The sequence below is a fragment of the Escherichia sp. AM3 genome, from assembly GCF_032029835.1.
Taxonomy (GTDB): domain Bacteria; phylum Pseudomonadota; class Gammaproteobacteria; order Enterobacterales; family Enterobacteriaceae; genus Escherichia; species Escherichia coli.
Map to the genome: position 1 here is coordinate 123,147 of NZ_JAVUPQ010000004.1, position 15,505 is coordinate 138,651.

16 protein-coding genes are annotated in these 15,505 nt (G+C 53.2%); 1 reads left to right on the plus strand and 15 read right to left on the minus strand.

What is annotated here, in order from left to right:
- Positions 1-51: 51 nt before the first annotated feature.
- From murG to ilvI, 14 genes are all read right to left on the minus strand, one after another.
- Positions 52-1,119: an undecaprenyldiphospho-muramoylpentapeptide beta-N-acetylglucosaminyltransferase gene (gene murG, locus RTW80_RS03565; protein ID WP_000016560.1), complete on the minus strand. Its 1,068-nt coding sequence runs from the start codon at positions 1,117-1,119 to the stop codon at positions 52-54.
- On the minus strand, positions 1,116-2,360 hold the full coding sequence (ftsW, locus tag RTW80_RS03570; protein ID WP_032247710.1) for a cell division protein FtsW: 1,245 nt from the start codon (positions 2,358-2,360) through the stop codon (positions 1,116-1,118). The genes murG and ftsW overlap by 4 nt, the downstream gene beginning before the upstream one ends.
- Entirely contained in the window at positions 2,360-3,676 is a 1,317-nt protein-coding gene (murD, locus tag RTW80_RS03575) for a UDP-N-acetylmuramoyl-L-alanine--D-glutamate ligase (RefSeq protein WP_000796481.1), read from the minus strand. The genes ftsW and murD overlap by 1 nt, the downstream gene beginning before the upstream one ends.
- A gap of 2 nt (positions 3,677-3,678) precedes the next feature.
- The gene (gene mraY / locus RTW80_RS03580; RefSeq protein ID WP_000964131.1) at positions 3,679-4,761 is read right to left on the minus strand and encodes a phospho-N-acetylmuramoyl-pentapeptide-transferase; all 1,083 of its coding nucleotides are present in this window, start codon (positions 4,759-4,761) and stop codon (positions 3,679-3,681) included.
- A complete protein-coding gene (gene murF, locus RTW80_RS03585; protein WP_000626688.1) occupies positions 4,755-6,113 on the minus strand; it encodes a UDP-N-acetylmuramoyl-tripeptide--D-alanyl-D-alanine ligase in 1,359 nt (452 codons plus the stop codon). The genes mraY and murF overlap by 7 nt, the downstream gene beginning before the upstream one ends.
- Positions 6,110-7,597, minus strand: coding sequence for a UDP-N-acetylmuramoyl-L-alanyl-D-glutamate--2,6-diaminopimelate ligase (gene murE / locus RTW80_RS03590; protein WP_000785124.1), 1,488 nt, complete (start codon positions 7,595-7,597; stop codon positions 6,110-6,112). The genes murF and murE overlap by 4 nt, the downstream gene beginning before the upstream one ends.
- Positions 7,584-9,350, minus strand: coding sequence for a peptidoglycan glycosyltransferase FtsI (gene ftsI, locus RTW80_RS03595; protein WP_000642204.1), 1,767 nt, complete (start codon positions 9,348-9,350; stop codon positions 7,584-7,586). The genes murE and ftsI overlap by 14 nt, the downstream gene beginning before the upstream one ends.
- A 15-nt stretch (positions 9,351-9,365) precedes the next feature.
- A complete protein-coding gene (gene ftsL / locus RTW80_RS03600) occupies positions 9,366-9,731 on the minus strand; it encodes a cell division protein FtsL (protein WP_000625658.1) in 366 nt (121 codons plus the stop codon).
- Positions 9,728-10,669, minus strand: coding sequence for a 16S rRNA (cytosine(1402)-N(4))-methyltransferase RsmH (gene rsmH / locus RTW80_RS03605; RefSeq protein WP_000970479.1), 942 nt, complete (start codon positions 10,667-10,669; stop codon positions 9,728-9,730). Before rsmH ends, ftsL begins: the two co-directional genes overlap by 4 nt.
- Before the next feature lies 1 nt (position 10,670).
- Positions 10,671-11,129, minus strand: a complete 459-nt coding sequence (gene mraZ, locus RTW80_RS03610; RefSeq protein WP_001295770.1) for a division/cell wall cluster transcriptional repressor MraZ — start codon at positions 11,127-11,129, stop codon at positions 10,671-10,673.
- A gap of 601 nt (positions 11,130-11,730) precedes the next feature.
- Positions 11,731-12,735, minus strand: a complete 1,005-nt coding sequence (gene cra, locus RTW80_RS03615; RefSeq protein ID WP_000762401.1) for a catabolite repressor/activator — start codon at positions 12,733-12,735, stop codon at positions 11,731-11,733.
- An 81-nt stretch (positions 12,736-12,816) separates the two neighbouring features.
- Entirely contained in the window at positions 12,817-12,903 is an 87-nt protein-coding gene (locus tag RTW80_RS03620) for a fruR/shl operon leader peptide (protein ID WP_001303787.1), read from the minus strand.
- Between the two features lie 11 nt (positions 12,904-12,914).
- Complete coding sequence (ilvN, locus tag RTW80_RS03625; protein ID WP_001300383.1) at positions 12,915-13,406, minus strand: acetolactate synthase small subunit; 492 nt, start codon at positions 13,404-13,406, stop codon at positions 12,915-12,917.
- A 2-nt stretch (positions 13,407-13,408) separates the two neighbouring features.
- The gene (gene ilvI / locus RTW80_RS03630; RefSeq protein WP_001295534.1) at positions 13,409-15,133 is read right to left on the minus strand and encodes an acetolactate synthase 3 large subunit; all 1,725 of its coding nucleotides are present in this window, start codon (positions 15,131-15,133) and stop codon (positions 13,409-13,411) included.
- A 118-nt stretch (positions 15,134-15,251) separates the two neighbouring features.
- Here ilvI and RTW80_RS03635 point away from each other — a divergent pair, with 118 nt between their 5' ends.
- Positions 15,252-15,296 (plus strand): protein YabR, encoded by a 45-nt coding sequence (locus RTW80_RS03635; RefSeq protein ID WP_120795371.1) that lies wholly within the window; start codon positions 15,252-15,254, stop codon positions 15,294-15,296.
- Between the two features lie 147 nt (positions 15,297-15,443).
- Here the strand turns inward: RTW80_RS03635 and RTW80_RS31240 are convergent.
- A partial coding sequence (locus RTW80_RS31240) for an IS1 family transposase (RefSeq protein WP_071528444.1) occupies positions 15,444-15,505 on the minus strand: 62 nt, incomplete at its 5' end.

A 15,505-nucleotide genomic window follows, 5' to 3' on the forward strand; every position in this document is an offset into this window, starting at 1 on the left:
TTTACGCCATTAACTTCTTAAATTCATACGATGCAAAAGGCATCGCTACAATTACGCCCGGGCAACCCGGCTCACTTCATTTGCCACTCGCTCGGTGGCATCCGGAATGGATGCAGCGCGGGCGCGTTCTGCCATGGTTAATAAGGTTTCTCGCGACCACCCGGCCAGGGTGTTGGCGACAGCATCCACGCTAAGCTGTGGCTGCTCGATAATTTTGGCTGCGCCCGCTTTTTCCAGCGGTAGCGCATTCCAGTATTGCTGGCGGTCTTTATGTTGAAACGGCACAAACAACGCCGGTAGTCCTGCCGCGGCGATTTCACTCACCGTTAACGCACCGGAGCGGCAAACGACGACATCCGCCCACGCATACGCCGCCGCCATATCATCAATAAATTCCGTCACTTTATGCTGCGGTTGCCCCGCTTCGGCATACGCCTGTTCAACGGATTGTTGCGAACCTTTGCCGCTCTGATGCCAGATAGTGACTGAATCACCCAGTTTCGCAGCAACCTGCGGCATTGTCTGGTTAAGAATGCGTGCGCCCTGAGAACCACCCACTACCAGCACACGAACCGGACCTTCACGTCCAGCCAAACGTTGCTGCGGCAACGGCAGCGCCAACACATCGGTACGCACCGGGTTACCCACTACTTCCGCATTAGGGAAAGCACCTGGAAACGCCTGCATCACTTTGGTGGCAATCTTCGCCAGCCATTTATTGGTTAAGCCCGCAATACCGTTTTGTTCATGAAGTACAACCGGAATGCCTAACGACCACGCGGCCAGACCACCTGGACCTGACACGTAGCCTCCCATACCGAGCACCACGTCAGGTTTGTACGCTTTCATAATCGCCCGCGCCTGACGCCAGGCGTTGAAGATACGCAGCGGGGCAGCTATCAGTGCTTTTATACCTTTTCCACGCAGACCAGAGATACGAATGAAATCAATTTCGATGCCATGTTTTGGCACTAAGTCCGCTTCCATACGGTCGGCAGTCCCCAGCCAGCGAACTTGCCAACCCTGAGCCATTAGATGGTGCGCAACCGCCAGTCCCGGGAATACATGTCCACCGGTTCCGCCTGCCATCACCATTAATCGCTTTCCTTGACCACTCATCGTGAACCTCGTACAAACGCCTGCGCTTTCTCCAGACGCGTTTCATAATCAATACGCAACAGCATCATGATGGCTGTCGACATAATCAGTAAGCTCGAACCACCGTAACTGATCAGCGGCAATGTCAGACCTTTGGTCGGTAACATCCCCGCCGCCGCGCCTACGTTAACCAGCGCCTGGAAGCTAAACCAGATGCCAATAGAACAGGCGAGAAAACCGGAAAAACGGTGGTCAATTTCTAATGCTTTACGGCCAATCGACATCGCGCGAAAAGCGACGAAGAATACCATTAAAAGTGCCAGCACCACACCGACATACCCCAGTTCTTCGCCGATAATGGCGAAAATAAAGTCAGTGTGCGCTTCCGGCAGATACTCCAGTTTTTGTACCGAGTTACCTAAACCTTGCCCCCAAAGTTCGCCGCGACCAAACGCCATCAGCGATTGCGTTAACTGATAGCCGCTGCCAAAGGGATCTTCCCACGGGTTCCAGAATGCGGTAACACGGCGGATACGGTACGGTTCGGCGAGTATCAGCAACACAACCGCTGAAATGCCCATACCGATAATGGCAATGAACTGCCACAATTTCGCTCCCGCCAGGAACAACATCGCCAGCGTAGTCACAAACAACACCACCACCGTACCAAGGTCTGGCTGTGCCAGCAGTAACACTGCCAACACCAGAATCACGCCCATCGGTTTCAGGAAGCCGCGCAGGTTATTACGTACTTCGTCGCCTTTACGCACCAGATAGTTGGCGATATAGCAAAACAGCGACAGTTTTGTCAGCTCCGCAGGCTGGATACGCAGCAAACCGAGATCGATCCAACGCGATGCCCCTTTAACCGAGCTACCCACTACCAGGACGATCATCAGCAGGATGATAGATCCGAGCAGCATCGTGGCACTGTAGCGTTGCCAGAACTCCATCGGCAGACGCAGCGTAATGATCGCCAGAATAAACGCCAAAATCAGATAGACACCATCACGCTTCGCGAAGAAGAACGGATCGTTGGTTAAGCGTTGCCCTATGGGCATTGACGCCGAGGTCACCATGATAAAGCCAATCGCCGCGAGGCCGAAGGTCAGCCACAGTAAGGTGCGATCGTACATGATCAGGCTGTCGGTATCTTTTTCCCGCGAGCCCATCACCCAGCCCTTTAGCGCCGTGAAGATCCAGACCAGGATACTGAATCCTGGCAGGCGCGGCATTTTCAGGCGAGGGAGAGATAAACGCATCAACCTAACTCCTTCGCCAGACGGGCAAACTCATTGCCTCGTTGTTCAAAGTTCTTGAACTGATCAAGGCTGGCACAGGCTGGGGAGAGCAGAACCATATCGCCCGGCTGAACACGCGGAGCCAGCAAGCGCATCGCCTGTTCCATAGTTTCGGTTTGTTCTGCCACTTCCGGGCGTAGCGCCGCCAGCTGCGCGCCGTCACGACCGAAACAATACAGACGTACGTTATCGCCATTCAGGTAACGCGCCAGTGGGCTAAAGTCCGCCGATTTACCATCGCCACCCAGCAACAAATGCAGTGTGCCGTCTACGTGCAGGCCATTCAGCGCCGCTTCCGTACTGCCGACGTTGGTCGCTTTCGAATCGTTAATCCAACGTACGCCGTTATGCTCCAGCACAACTTCAAAGCGATGCGGCAGACCAGTGAATGTGGTTAACGCTTTCAGGCTGCTGGCACGCGGTAACCCTGCAGCATCTGCCAGCGCCAGCGCCGCCAGCGCATTGGTGTAGTTATGCTGCCCGGAAAGTTTCATCTCTTTCACATTCAGCACTTTCTCGCCTTTAACCCGCAGCCAGGTTTCGCCCTGCTGATGATTCAGGTGATAGTCACCCATGTTGACGCCAAAGCTGACGCAGCGTTCATCCGCACCGCGAATCGGCATTGTTAAGGCATCATCAGCATTAACCACGCAAACTTTCGCGTTTTCGTAAATGCGCAGTTTTGCTGCACGATACTGTTGTAAACCAAACGGATAGCGATCCATATGATCTTCAGTCACGTTCAGAATGGTCGCTGCTACCGCCTGTAAGCTGGAGGTGGTTTCCAGCTGGAAGCTCGACAGTTCCAGCACGTACAGTTCACACTCATCATCCAGTAGCATCAACGCAGGCAGGCCAATATTGCCACCCACACCAACGTTAACCCCCGCCGCTTTCGCCATTTCACCCACTAGCGTGGTGACCGTGCTTTTGCCGTTAGAACCGGTAATCGCCACAATCGGTGCTTGTGCTTCGCGACAGAACAGCTCGATATCGCCAACGATTTCGATTCCGGCATCAGCGGCAGCGCTTAAGGATGGATGCGCCAGTGCAATACCGGGACTGGCGACAATCAGATCTGCCGCCATCAGCCATTCATCATTCAGACTGCCCGTGTGGCGTTCTACGGCTTCGGGTAATTTATCCAGGCCAGGCGGTGTCATACGCGTATCCATAACGCGCGGCGTCACACCGCGAGCGAGGAAAAAGTCCACGCAGGAAAGCCCGGTGAGGCCCAGGCCGATAATGACGACATTTTTACCCTGATAATCAGCCATGATTAACGTACCTTCAGCGTTGCCAGACCAATCAGAACCAGCATCAGCGAAATAATCCAGAAACGCACAATGACGCGCGGTTCCGGCCAGCCTTTCAGTTCATAGTGGTGATGAATCGGTGCCATGCGGAAAATACGTTGTCCGCGCAGTTTAAAGGAGCCGACCTGCAGGATGACAGAAAGCGTTTCTACCACGAACACGCCCCCCATAATCACCAGCAGGAATTCCTGACGTAGCAGTACGGCGATAATGCCTAACGCACCACCTAACGCCAGCGAACCTACATCGCCCATAAAGACCTGCGCCGGATAGGTGTTAAACCACAGGAAGCCCAGTCCTGCCCCGACTATCGCGGTACAGACAATAACCAGTTCCCCGGCGTGTCGCAGATACGGTATATGCAAGTAGCTGGCAAAGTTCATATTGCCGGTCGCCCACGCCACCAGCGCAAAACCACCGGCGACAAATACGGTCGGCATAATTGCCAGGCCGTCGAGACCATCGGTCAGGTTTACCGCGTTGCCAGTACCCACAATGACGAAGTAAGCCAGCAGAATGTAGAACAGCCCCAGCTGCGGCATCACATCTTTAAAGAATGGGACCACCAGCTGCGTTGCGGGCGTGTCTTTGCCGGCAAGGTACAGGGCGAAGGCGACACCCAGCGCAATGACCGACATCCAGAAATACTTCCAACGAGCGATCAACCCTTTGGTGTCTTTACGCACCACTTTGCGATAATCATCAACAAAGCCAATAACACCGTAACCTACCAGCACCACCAACACGCACCAGACGTACGGATTGGACGGGTAAGCCCACAGCAGTACGGAGATCACAATCGCCGTCAGGATCATAATCCCGCCCATGGTCGGCGTACCGCGCTTGCTGAAGTGTGATTCAGGACCGTCGTTACGCACCACCTGACCAAAGGAAAGTTTTTGCAAATGAGCAATCATACGCGGGCCCATCCACAATGAGATGAACAGCGCGGTCAGCAGGCTGACGATGGCGCGAAACGTCAGATAGGAAAAGACGTTAAAGCCGGAATAATATTTGACCAAATGTTCGGCCAGCCAAACTAACATGTCCCATTCTCCTGTAAAGCGCGTACTACCTCTTCCATGGCGGCACTACGTGAACCCTTAACTAAAATCGTAATTACCTGTTGCTCAGCAATCAGTGATTTAAGACGCGTAATTAACGCAGTTTTATCAGCAAAATGTTCGCCAACGCCGCTGGCGGTGCTGATAGCATGGCTTTGTTTACCCACGCTTAACACGCGGTCAATACCAGCAGCTTTTGCCGCCTCGCCCACCTGTACATGGCAGGCTTCGCTTTCAGCGCCCAGTTCCGCCATATCGCCCACCACCAGCACGCGGTAGCCCGGCATTTCAGCCAGTACCTGGACTGCTGCAGTCATTGAACCGACATTGGCGTTGTAGGAGTCGTCGAGCAGCAACTGGTTTTCTGCCAGTTGGATGGGGAACAGACGGCCTGGAACAGCTTTCAGATTTGCCAGCCCCGCTTTGATAGCATCAAGCGTTGCGCCCACGGACATGGAGAGCGCAGCGGCTGCCAGCGCATTCGCAATATTGTGACGCCCCGGCAACGGCAGCAGAACATCGACGCTACCGGTTGGGGTTTGTAGGGTAAATTCCGTACCGTGCGAGGTCACATGGATATTGGTGGCGGTGAAATCGCTGTTGGCGGCATTGGGTGAGAAACGCCACACTTTGCGTGAGCCAATTACGCTCTGCCAGTTCAGCCAGTCGTTGTTGTCGGCGTTCATAATGGCGATACCGTTTTCCGGCAGGCCGCTAAAGATTTCACCTTTCGCTTTCGCGACACCCGCAAGCGAGCCAAAACCTTCCAGATGCGCCGCTGCCAGGTTGTTGACCAGCGCAGCTTCCGGGCGAGTCAGACTCACAGTCCAGGCTATTTCGCCCTGATGGTTCGCGCCAAGTTCAATAACTGCGTAATCGTATTCCGGCGTTAAGCGCAACAGCGTCATCGGTACACCGATGTCGTTGTTGAGATTGCCTGCCGTATAAAGCGTGTTGCCGCACTGGCTTAAAATCGCCGCCGTCATCTCTTTAACGGAGGTTTTGCCGGAGGACCCCGTCAGAGCAACCACGCGCGCCGGAACTTGCTGGCGAACCCATGCAGCCAGTTCACCAAACGCCAGACGCGTATCCTTGACGATTAACTGCGGCAGGTCGATGTCCAGCGGACGGCTAACCAGTAGTGCGCCTGCGCCGCCAGCTTTCGCCTGGTCGGCAAAATCGTGGGCATCAAAACGTTCGCCTTTCAGGGCAACAAACAGGCAGCCCGGCGTCAGTTTTCGGGTATCAGTGGTTACAGCATCAAGGGTGATATCTGCACCTTGCAGTTCACCGTTGAGAATGTCGGTAAGTTGGCTAAGGGTTACGCTAATCATGCAATCACCCCCAGCAGACGCGCCACCGTGACGCGATCGGAGTAGTCCAGACGCTGATTGCCAACAATCTGGTAATCTTCATGGCCTTTGCCCGCGACCAGTACCACATCATTCTCTTTAGCCTGCATAACGGCGCAAGTCACCGCTTCAGCACGGCCTTCCATCACTTTGGCATGTCCGGCATCTAACATTCCCGCCAGAATATCGTTGATGATGGCACGCGGTTCTTCGGTACGCGGGTTATCGTCCGTCACCACCGCCACGTCAGCAAACTCTTCGGCAATTGCGCCCATCAGTGGACGCTTACCTTTATCGCGATCGCCACCACAGCCAAAGACACACCACAGCTTGCCCGCACAGTGCAGACGCGCCGCCTGTAAGGCTTTTTCCAGTGCATCCGGCGTATGCGCGTAATCCACCACCACCGTCGGTTTGCCTGGCGCAGTGAACACTTCCATACGTCCGCAAACCGGTTGCAGACGCGCGGCGGTTTTCAGCAGATCAGCCAGTGGATAGCCGAGTGCCAACAGTGTCGCCAGCGCGAGCAGCAGGTTGCTGACGTTAAAAGCGCCCATCAGATGGCTTTCAATTTCGCCATCGCCCCAACTTGAGCTAAAGCGAATCGTCGCACCGCTGTCGTGATAGTTCACTTCGGTCGCTTTCAACCAGCGTCCGTGACAGTTCGGATTGATATGATCTTCCATTGATACCGCAACCGCGTCCGGCAGTTTTGCCAGCCAGCGGCGGCCCACTTCATCGTCGGCGTTAATAATCGCCTGACCGCAATGATGTTCAGAATAAAGCAGCCATTTCGCAGCTTCGTAGTGTTCCATATCACCATGATAATCAAGGTGATCGCGGCTTAAGTTGGTAAAGACCGACGCCGCAAATTTCAATGCCGCCACACGGTGCTGTACCAGCCCGTGGGAGGAAACTTCCATTGCGCAAAAAGTCGCGCCCTGATCCACCAGCCCCGCCAGCTCATGCTGAACATCGACTGCCGAACCGGTAGTATTTTCTGTCGGGATCACTTTCCCCAGCAGACCGTTACCAACGGTGCCCATTACCGCGCTGGTTTCGCCAAGCAGTTGGCTCCACTGCGCCAGCAGCTGGGTCGTCGTGGTTTTGCCGTTGGTGCCCGTTACGCCTACGAGACGTAAATTGTCAGAGGGTTCATGGTAAAAGCGGCCCGCCAGTGCAGATAAACGCTCATTGAGCTGGCTGAGATAGATGACCGGTACGCCGTGCATTTCACGGATTTCACCGTCGGTCGCCTCATCTTTCGCCTCTGCAATAATGGCAGCCACACCTTGCGCTATCGCCTGCGGGATATATCGACGCCCGTCCGCCTGATGACCTACTACAGCTACAAAGAGATCGCCCGCCGCAGCCACACGGCTGTCGAGTGTCATCTCTCGCAGTGCTCGCGAAGGTGCGTCTGGCACCCACGGAGCAAGAAGGTCGCGCAAATTACGATCTGCCACCTGTCCCCTCGCCTTGATTAATCACAAATTCATTTTTATCGCCCGTTGTCAGCGCATCCGGCTCGATGTTCATGGTACGCAATACGCCGCCCATGATGGCACCAAAGACCGGCGCGGAAACGGCGCCGCCGTAGTATTTACCCGCCTGCGGATCGTTGATAACAACAACCAGCGCGAAGCGCGGCTGACTCGCAGGCGCAACGCCTGCGGTATAAGCAATATATTTATTGATGTAGCGACCGTCCGGCCCGACCTTTTTCGCGGTACCGGTTTTAATGGCGATACGATAGCCTTTAATCGCCGCCTTCACGCCGCCGCCGCCCGGTAGCGCCACGCTTTCCATCATATGCACCACAGTGCGGACAATGGATTCCGGGAAGACACGTTCACCGGGAACCGGGGGGTCAACTTTGGTAATCGACAGTGGGCGATAAATGCCGTAGCTGCCGATAGTTGCGTAGACTCGCGCTAACTGTAACGGTGTTACCATTAGCCCGTAGCCGAAAGAGAAGGTGGCCCTCTCTATGTCAGACCACCGTTGTTTTTGAGGATATAAGCCACTGCGTTCTCCGACCAACCCCAAATTGGTCGCTTTTCCCAGTCCAAAACGTGAGTAAGTATCTACTAACGCTGAGGACGGCATCGCTAACGCCAGCTTGGAAACACCGACGTTACTCGACTTCTGTAATACCCCGGTCAGGGTTAATTCGCTGTAGCGTGCCACGTCTTTGATTTCGTGGCCGTTAATTCGATAAGGAACGGTATTGAGTACCGAGTTTTCTCGCACCACGCCACGTTGCAACGCGGTCATCACCACCATCGGTTTAACCGTTGAGCCCGGTTCAAACACGTCGGTGATGGTACGGTTACGCATCGCCTCTTTCGGCGTGCCGCTCAGATTATTTGGGTTGTATGACGGGCTGTTAGCCATCGCCAGCACTTCACCGGTGTTGACATCCACCAGCACGGCGCTACCGGACTCAGCCTTGTTAAAGGCCACCGCGTTGTTCAGTTCGCGATAAACCAGCGCCTGCAGGCGTTCATCAATACTCAGCGCCAAGTTGTGCGCTGCCTGGCTGTCAGTAGAAGAAATATCTTCAATTACGCGACCATAGCGGTCTTTACGCACAATGCGCTCACCCGGCTGCCCGGTAAGCCATTTATCGAAACTCTTCTCAACGCCCTCAATCCCTTGACTATCGACGTTAGTAAAGCCGATGAGGTGAGCAGTCACTTCGCCGGACGGATAGTAACGGCGAGACTCTTCACGCAGATGAATCCCCGGCAGTTTCAGTTTTTTGATGTAGTCCGCCATGTCAGGGTTCACCTGACGCGCCAGATAAATAAAGCGCCCTTTCGGGTTGGCGTTAATGCGGGCTGAAAGCTGATCCAGCGGAATATTGAGCGCGTTAGCCAGCGCCTTCCAGCGGTCACCGACGCTGATACCGCCAGCGTCATGCACTTCTTTCGGGTCAGCCCAAATCGCTTTTACCGGCACGCTCACCGCTAACGGGCGACCAGAACGGTCAGTAATCATGCCGCGGGAGGTGGAAACTTGCTGAACGCGAAGAGAACGCATGTCGCCCTCTTTCACCAGCATATCCGGGGAGATAACTTGTAACCACGCTACGCGTCCGAGCAGAAAAGCCAGCGCCAGGAGAATACAGCCGCATAACAACGCAAAACGCCAACTGATAAAGTTGGCATGTTCTTCCTGACGTTTTGGTTTCTGCGTTTTCGCCGCTGCTTTCATGCGTCGCGTTTATCCTTATTTTTGCACTACGATATTTTCTTGTGACGGATCAACATGCTGCATTTGCAGCTTTTCCGTGGCGATCCTTTCCACCCGGCTATGGTCGCCGAGCGCATTCTCTTCAAGGATCAGGTTGCGCCATTCAATGTCTAAAGCATCTCGCTCCAGCACCAGTTGTTCGCGCTGAGCGGTCAGTAAACGGGTATGGTGCGCCGTGGTTACCACAGTCACCGCCGTCAAAATAATGCAAATGAACAGGCAGAGTGGCAGCTTCCCAAATCGCAAAAGATCGTCACCGATAACACCAGGCAATGCATGGCGCTCGTGGCTTCCCATCGATCCTTTAACTTTGCTTAGAGCTTCTGTCACTCTGCTGATCATGCATTCGTCCTCTCTGCAATACGCAGAACTGAACTACGGGCACGAGGGTTCTCAGCCACCTCTTCTTCGCCCGGCATTAACTTGCCTAGTGCTCGCAGCTGACGGCCACCCAGTTTTTTGAGCTGCTCTTCAGTCATCGGTAACCCTGCCGGAACTTGCGGACCGCGGCTGTTTTCACGCATAAAACGTTTCACAATACGGTCTTCCAGCGAGTGGAAGCTGATGATCGAAAGCCGCCCACCCGGGGCCAGCACGTTGAGCGAGCTTTTTAGCGCCTGCTCTATCTCCTCCAGTTCACTGTTTACCCAAATGCGCACCGCCTGGAAGGTACGGGTCGCGGGATGTTTAAACTTATCTTTCACCGGCGTTGCAGCAGCCACGACTTCCGCCAGTTCTTTGGTGCGGGTCATCGGCTGTTCGCGGTTACGCTCGACAATGGCGCGGGCAATGCGTTTGGCAAAACGCTCTTCACCATAGGTTTTCAATACCCAGGCGATATCGGCTTCTTCTGCGGTTTGTAGCCATTCAGCGGCTGACTGCCCACGGGTTGGGTCCATACGCATGTCCAGCGGACCATCGCGCATAAAGGAAAAGCCGCGCTCAGCATCATCAAGTTGCGGTGAAGAGACGCCAAGATCGAGGAGAATGCCGTCGATCTTGCCGATAAGATCGCGCTCGGCAACGTATTCGCCCAGCGCGGAAAAAGGTCCGTGGATGATGGAGAAGCGCGGATCATCAATAGTCTTCGCAACGGCGATAGCCTGCGGGTCGCGATCGATCGCCAGCAAACGCCCCTCTTCGCCAAGCTGCGAGAGGATCAGACGTGAGTGACCACCGCGACCAAAAGTCCCATCAATGTAGATGCCATCAGGACGGATATTGAGGCCATTAACGGCTTCATCCAACAGCACCGTAGTATGTTTATAGTTTTCCATCATTTTATAGAGACAAGTCCTGCAGTCGCTCCGATAAGTCTCCGGTAGCCAACTGCTCTGCGTCGATATCTTCCTTGACCTGTTGATGCCAGGTTGTTTCATCCCACAGCTCAAACTTGTTGAACTGTCCAACCAGCATCACTTCTTTTGTCAGCCCGGCATGTTGCCGCAGTACTGGCGCGATTAACAATCGACCTGCGCCATCCATCTGACATTCGCTGGCATGACCTAACAGTAGGCGCTGCACACGGCGCTCAACCGGGTTCATGCTCGACAGACGCGATAATTTTTGCTCGATAATTTCCCATTCAGGCAGGGGGTAAAGCAGCAGGCACGGGTGATGAATGTCAATGGTGCAAACCATTTGACCGGCAGCGTTCTCAAGCAGCTGTTCCCGGTAACGGGTAGGCACTGATAAGCGCCCTTTGCTGTCGAGATTGACTAACGTTGCTCCCCGGAACATGCCAGCCTCACCCCTTATTCCCACTTTGCCCCACAATTTCCCACTGAAAGGAGTTTACGGAGCGGAGGAAAAGCTTGTCAAGCCAGTCACAAGGCATACCGAGGTAAAAAACCCGATGTTTACGGCTAATATCAGCGTTGTTTATTTTACGTCCAACGTGCGCAGCAAATTAACGTTATGAATAGCTGTAAGAAAAAATCCCTCATCGTCATCACCGTTTTAAAATGACTCACTATTTTCCACAGCAAATATAAAGTGTCAGTTTGCGACGCGAGCGGCATTTTAGGACATATCTTCCCCGGTTAACAGTCCCTGTTGCGTCTGTGTGGCGCTTGATGCCAGCGGGTTTGCGCAAAAGCAAAGAAAAGTGCTTGTTAAATCGGCAATTCATCTCTGCATGTAACAAAATAATGCAAAAACGCGCTGTCGATATCACTTAATTATTGTGAATTTCAGCTGGTGAGTTAATTAACGGGCGGGTTTAAAAGAACTTATCAATAATAGTCAGGAATAGTCTTATTTACTTTAAGGATATTGATGTCCATTCCCGTACTCTACGCGCCAGAGGGAAATTCACCTGGCGCGTATTTTTGTTCGCGGCTTAGCTACGGCTGAGCACGCCGCGGCGATAGAGATTACGTTTAATGCGCGTTAAACCAGGTTTTGGCTTACGCGGTTCGTCCAGGCTTGCCAGGACAATCTCCAGCACACGCTCTGCGACATCGCGGTGACGTTGAGCCACTGCCAGCACCGGACACTGTAAGAAGTCGAGCAGTTCGTTATCGCCAAAGGTGGCAATTGCCAGGTCAGAAGGCAGTTTGCCGTCGCGACGCAGCGTGACATCCATCACTCCTTGCAACAACGCAAACGACGTTGTGAACAGCGCCTGCGGCATCGGATGCGTTTCCAGCCATTTTTCGAATAACTGGGCAGCCGCCTCCCGCTCATAGCTGTTGGCATACAGGAAATGCACTTCGCGCGGATCATCTTTCCAGGCAGTACGGAAACCTTGTTCACGCAGGAAGCTGACAGAAAGCTCCGGTAGCGCACCAAGATAAAGCACCGTCTCGGCGGGAAACTTACGTAACTCTTCCGCCAGCATTTCGGCATCATCCTGATCGGCACCAACCACGCTGGTGAAGTGTTCACGATCGAGGGCGCGGTCCAGCGCGACAATCGGGAACGGGTCGTTAGCCCAGCGTTGATAAAAAGGATGCTCAGGAGGCAACGACGTCGAAACAATAATGGCATCAACCTGACGCTGTAAAAGGTGCTCAATGCACCGCATTTCGTTGTCTGGCTGATCTTCTGAGCAGGCAATCAGCAGTTGATAACCCCGTTGCCGCGCCTGGCGTTCAAGATAGTTAGCGATGCGGGTATAGCTGGTGTTCTCCAGATCGGGGATCACAAGACCAATAGAACGTGTGCGTCCAGCACGAAGCCCAGCTGCCACGGCGTTCGGGTGGTAATTGTGCTCACGCACCACAGCCATGACTTTTTCAACGGTTTTGTCGCTCACACGGTATTGCTTCGCTTTGCCGTTAATAACATAGCTTGCAGTGGTCCGCGACACTCCCGCCAGCCGAGCGATTTCATCCAGTTTCACAATTGCCCCTTGCGTAAAATGTAAAAACCATAGCCATTGTACTGGTATGGGTTAAATTCATTAACATCTAAGCGCAGAAAATTAACTGCGGCAACTGCTTTTATTCCAGGTTCCCACTGATTTCGCAAAAAAAGCCCAACGTGACATGTTGGGCTGTAAATTGCGCATTGAGATCATTCTCAACGCATTATTTTATCGCCGCGCGAAAGTCCGACCACACCAGAGCGAGCAACCTCCACAATTTTCGCCACATCGCGAATCGATGCTAAAAATGCATCAAGCTTACCGCTGGTGCCTGCTAATTGAACGGTATAAAGCGAGGGTGTGACATCGATAATTTGCCCACGGAATATTTCCGTATTACGTTTCACTTCGTCACGCCCGTAACCGCTGGCCTGAATTTTCACCAGCATGATTTCCCGCTCAACATGCGCGCCCTGCCCCAACTCACTCACGCGCAAGACATCGACCAGCTTGTGTAATTGCTTTTCGATCTGCTCAAGTACTTTTTCATCGCCCACGGTCTGGATGGTCATACGCGATAATGTCGGATCGTCGGTTGGCGCAACGGTCAGGCTTTCAATGTTGTAGCCACGCTGGGAAAAAAGGCCAATCACGCGGGATAACGCGCCTGATTCATTTTCGAGTAAGACTGATAATATCCGGCGCATAATCAGGTTCTCTCCGTTTTGCTTAACCACATTTCATCCATTCCGCCCCCGCGAATCTGCATCGGGTAGACGTGCTCGCTGCCATCGACGGTAACATCAACAAACACCAGGCGATTATTGCGCACCTGTTCCAGCGCCTCGCTAAGTTTGCTTTCCAGCTCATGCGGATGAGAAATCTGGATCCCGACATGCCCATAGGCTTCCGCCAGACGGACGAAATCGGGTAGCGATTGCATATAAGATTGTGAATGACGGCCGGAATAGATCATGTCCTGCCACTGCTTCACCATCCCCAGATAGCGGTTATTGAGATTCACCACCAGTACGGGCAACTCGTATTGCAACGCGGTAGACAGTTCCTGGATGTTCATCTGAATACTGCCGTCGCCAGTGACGCAAACCACGGTTTCTTCTGGCAACGCCATTTTGACGCCCAGTGCCGCAGGTAAACCAAAACCCATCGTGCCGAGGCCACCGGAATTGATCCAGCGACGCGGTTTGTCGAATGGATAATAAAGTGCAGCAAACATCTGGTGCTGCCCGACATCGGACGTCACGTAAGCGTCTCCCTTCGTCAACCGCCAAAGAGTCTCGATCACCGCCTGCGGTTTAATCTTTTCACTGTGAGTGTCATATTTCAGGCACTGACGAGCGCGCCACTGTTCAATTTGCTGCCACCAGTCGCGGATCTCATCCAGTGGTTGATGGGCGGATTCTTGCGACAAGAGTTCAAGCATTTGTTCGAGGACCTGGCGAGCATCCCCCACAATCGGGATATCCGCAGTCACGGTTTTAGAAATGGAAGTAGGATCAATATCGATATGCAGAACAGTGGCATTTGGGCAGTACTTTGCCAGATTGTTCGTCGTTCGGTCATCAAATCGTACCCCGACGGCGAAAATCACATCCGCGTTATGCATCGTCATATTGGCTTCGTAGGTACCGTGCATTCCCAGCATGCCCAGTGCCTGACGATGCGTTGCCGGAAACGCCCCCAGCCCCATCAATGAGCAAACAACGGGCAGATTCAACGCCTCCACCGTTTCTTTCAACTGCTGATGGCAGCCCGCCGTGATTGCCCCACCGCCTACGTAGACAACCGGTTTTTTTGCCGCTACCAGCGTTTGCAGAGCACGCTTAATTTGCCCTTTATGTCCGGTAGTAGTGGGATTGTAAGAACGCATACTGACCGACTCCGGCCAGACATAGGGTAATTTGTTCGCCGGATTAAGAATATCTTTCGGTAAATCAACGACTACTGGTCCTGGGCGACCACTTGCCGCCAGCCAGAAAGCCTTTTTCAGCACCTGCGGAATGTCTTCCGTTTGCTTAACCAGAAAACTGTGTTTAACCACCGGTCGCGAAATCCCCACCATGTCGCACTCCTGAAAGGCATCGTAACCTATCAACGAGGTCGCTACCTGCCCGGAAAGGACAACTAATGGAATGGAATCCATATAAGCGGTGGCGATGCCAGTAATCGCATTGGTCGCCCCTGGACCCGACGTTACCAGCACGACGCCGACTTCCCCGGTCGCGCGCGCCAGGCCATCGGCCATATGCACCGCCGCCTGCTCATGACGAACTAATACATGATCAATACCACCCACGGTATGCAATGCATCATAAATATCAAGGACTGCGCCTCCGGGATAACCGAATACTTGTTTAACGCCCTGATCGATAAGCGATCGGACGACCATCTCGGCTCCAGACAACATCTCCATGGCCTGCCTCACTGTTTGACGGAAAAAATGTGTAAAACACATTAACCGTCCGATCTTGCTTAAGCAATTGGCAGCCAGAGACATAAACACGGGGTAATAAGAATAAACAGGAGGAAAGGTGAAAAGAAACGATAAAATCCTCCATTACAGAGGATTAAATTGATAATAAATCGGCTGAATCCCACAACTTACAGCAATTTCTCTATTTTTTTAATTAATCCTAAAATAGAGAGCCCACACATTCAGAATAAAATTCTACATTCAATAAAAAATGCAGAATAAACCAGACATTCATGGTAATGACTCCAACTTATTGATAGTGTTTTATGTTCAGATAATGCCCGATGACTTTGTCATGCAGCTCCACCGATT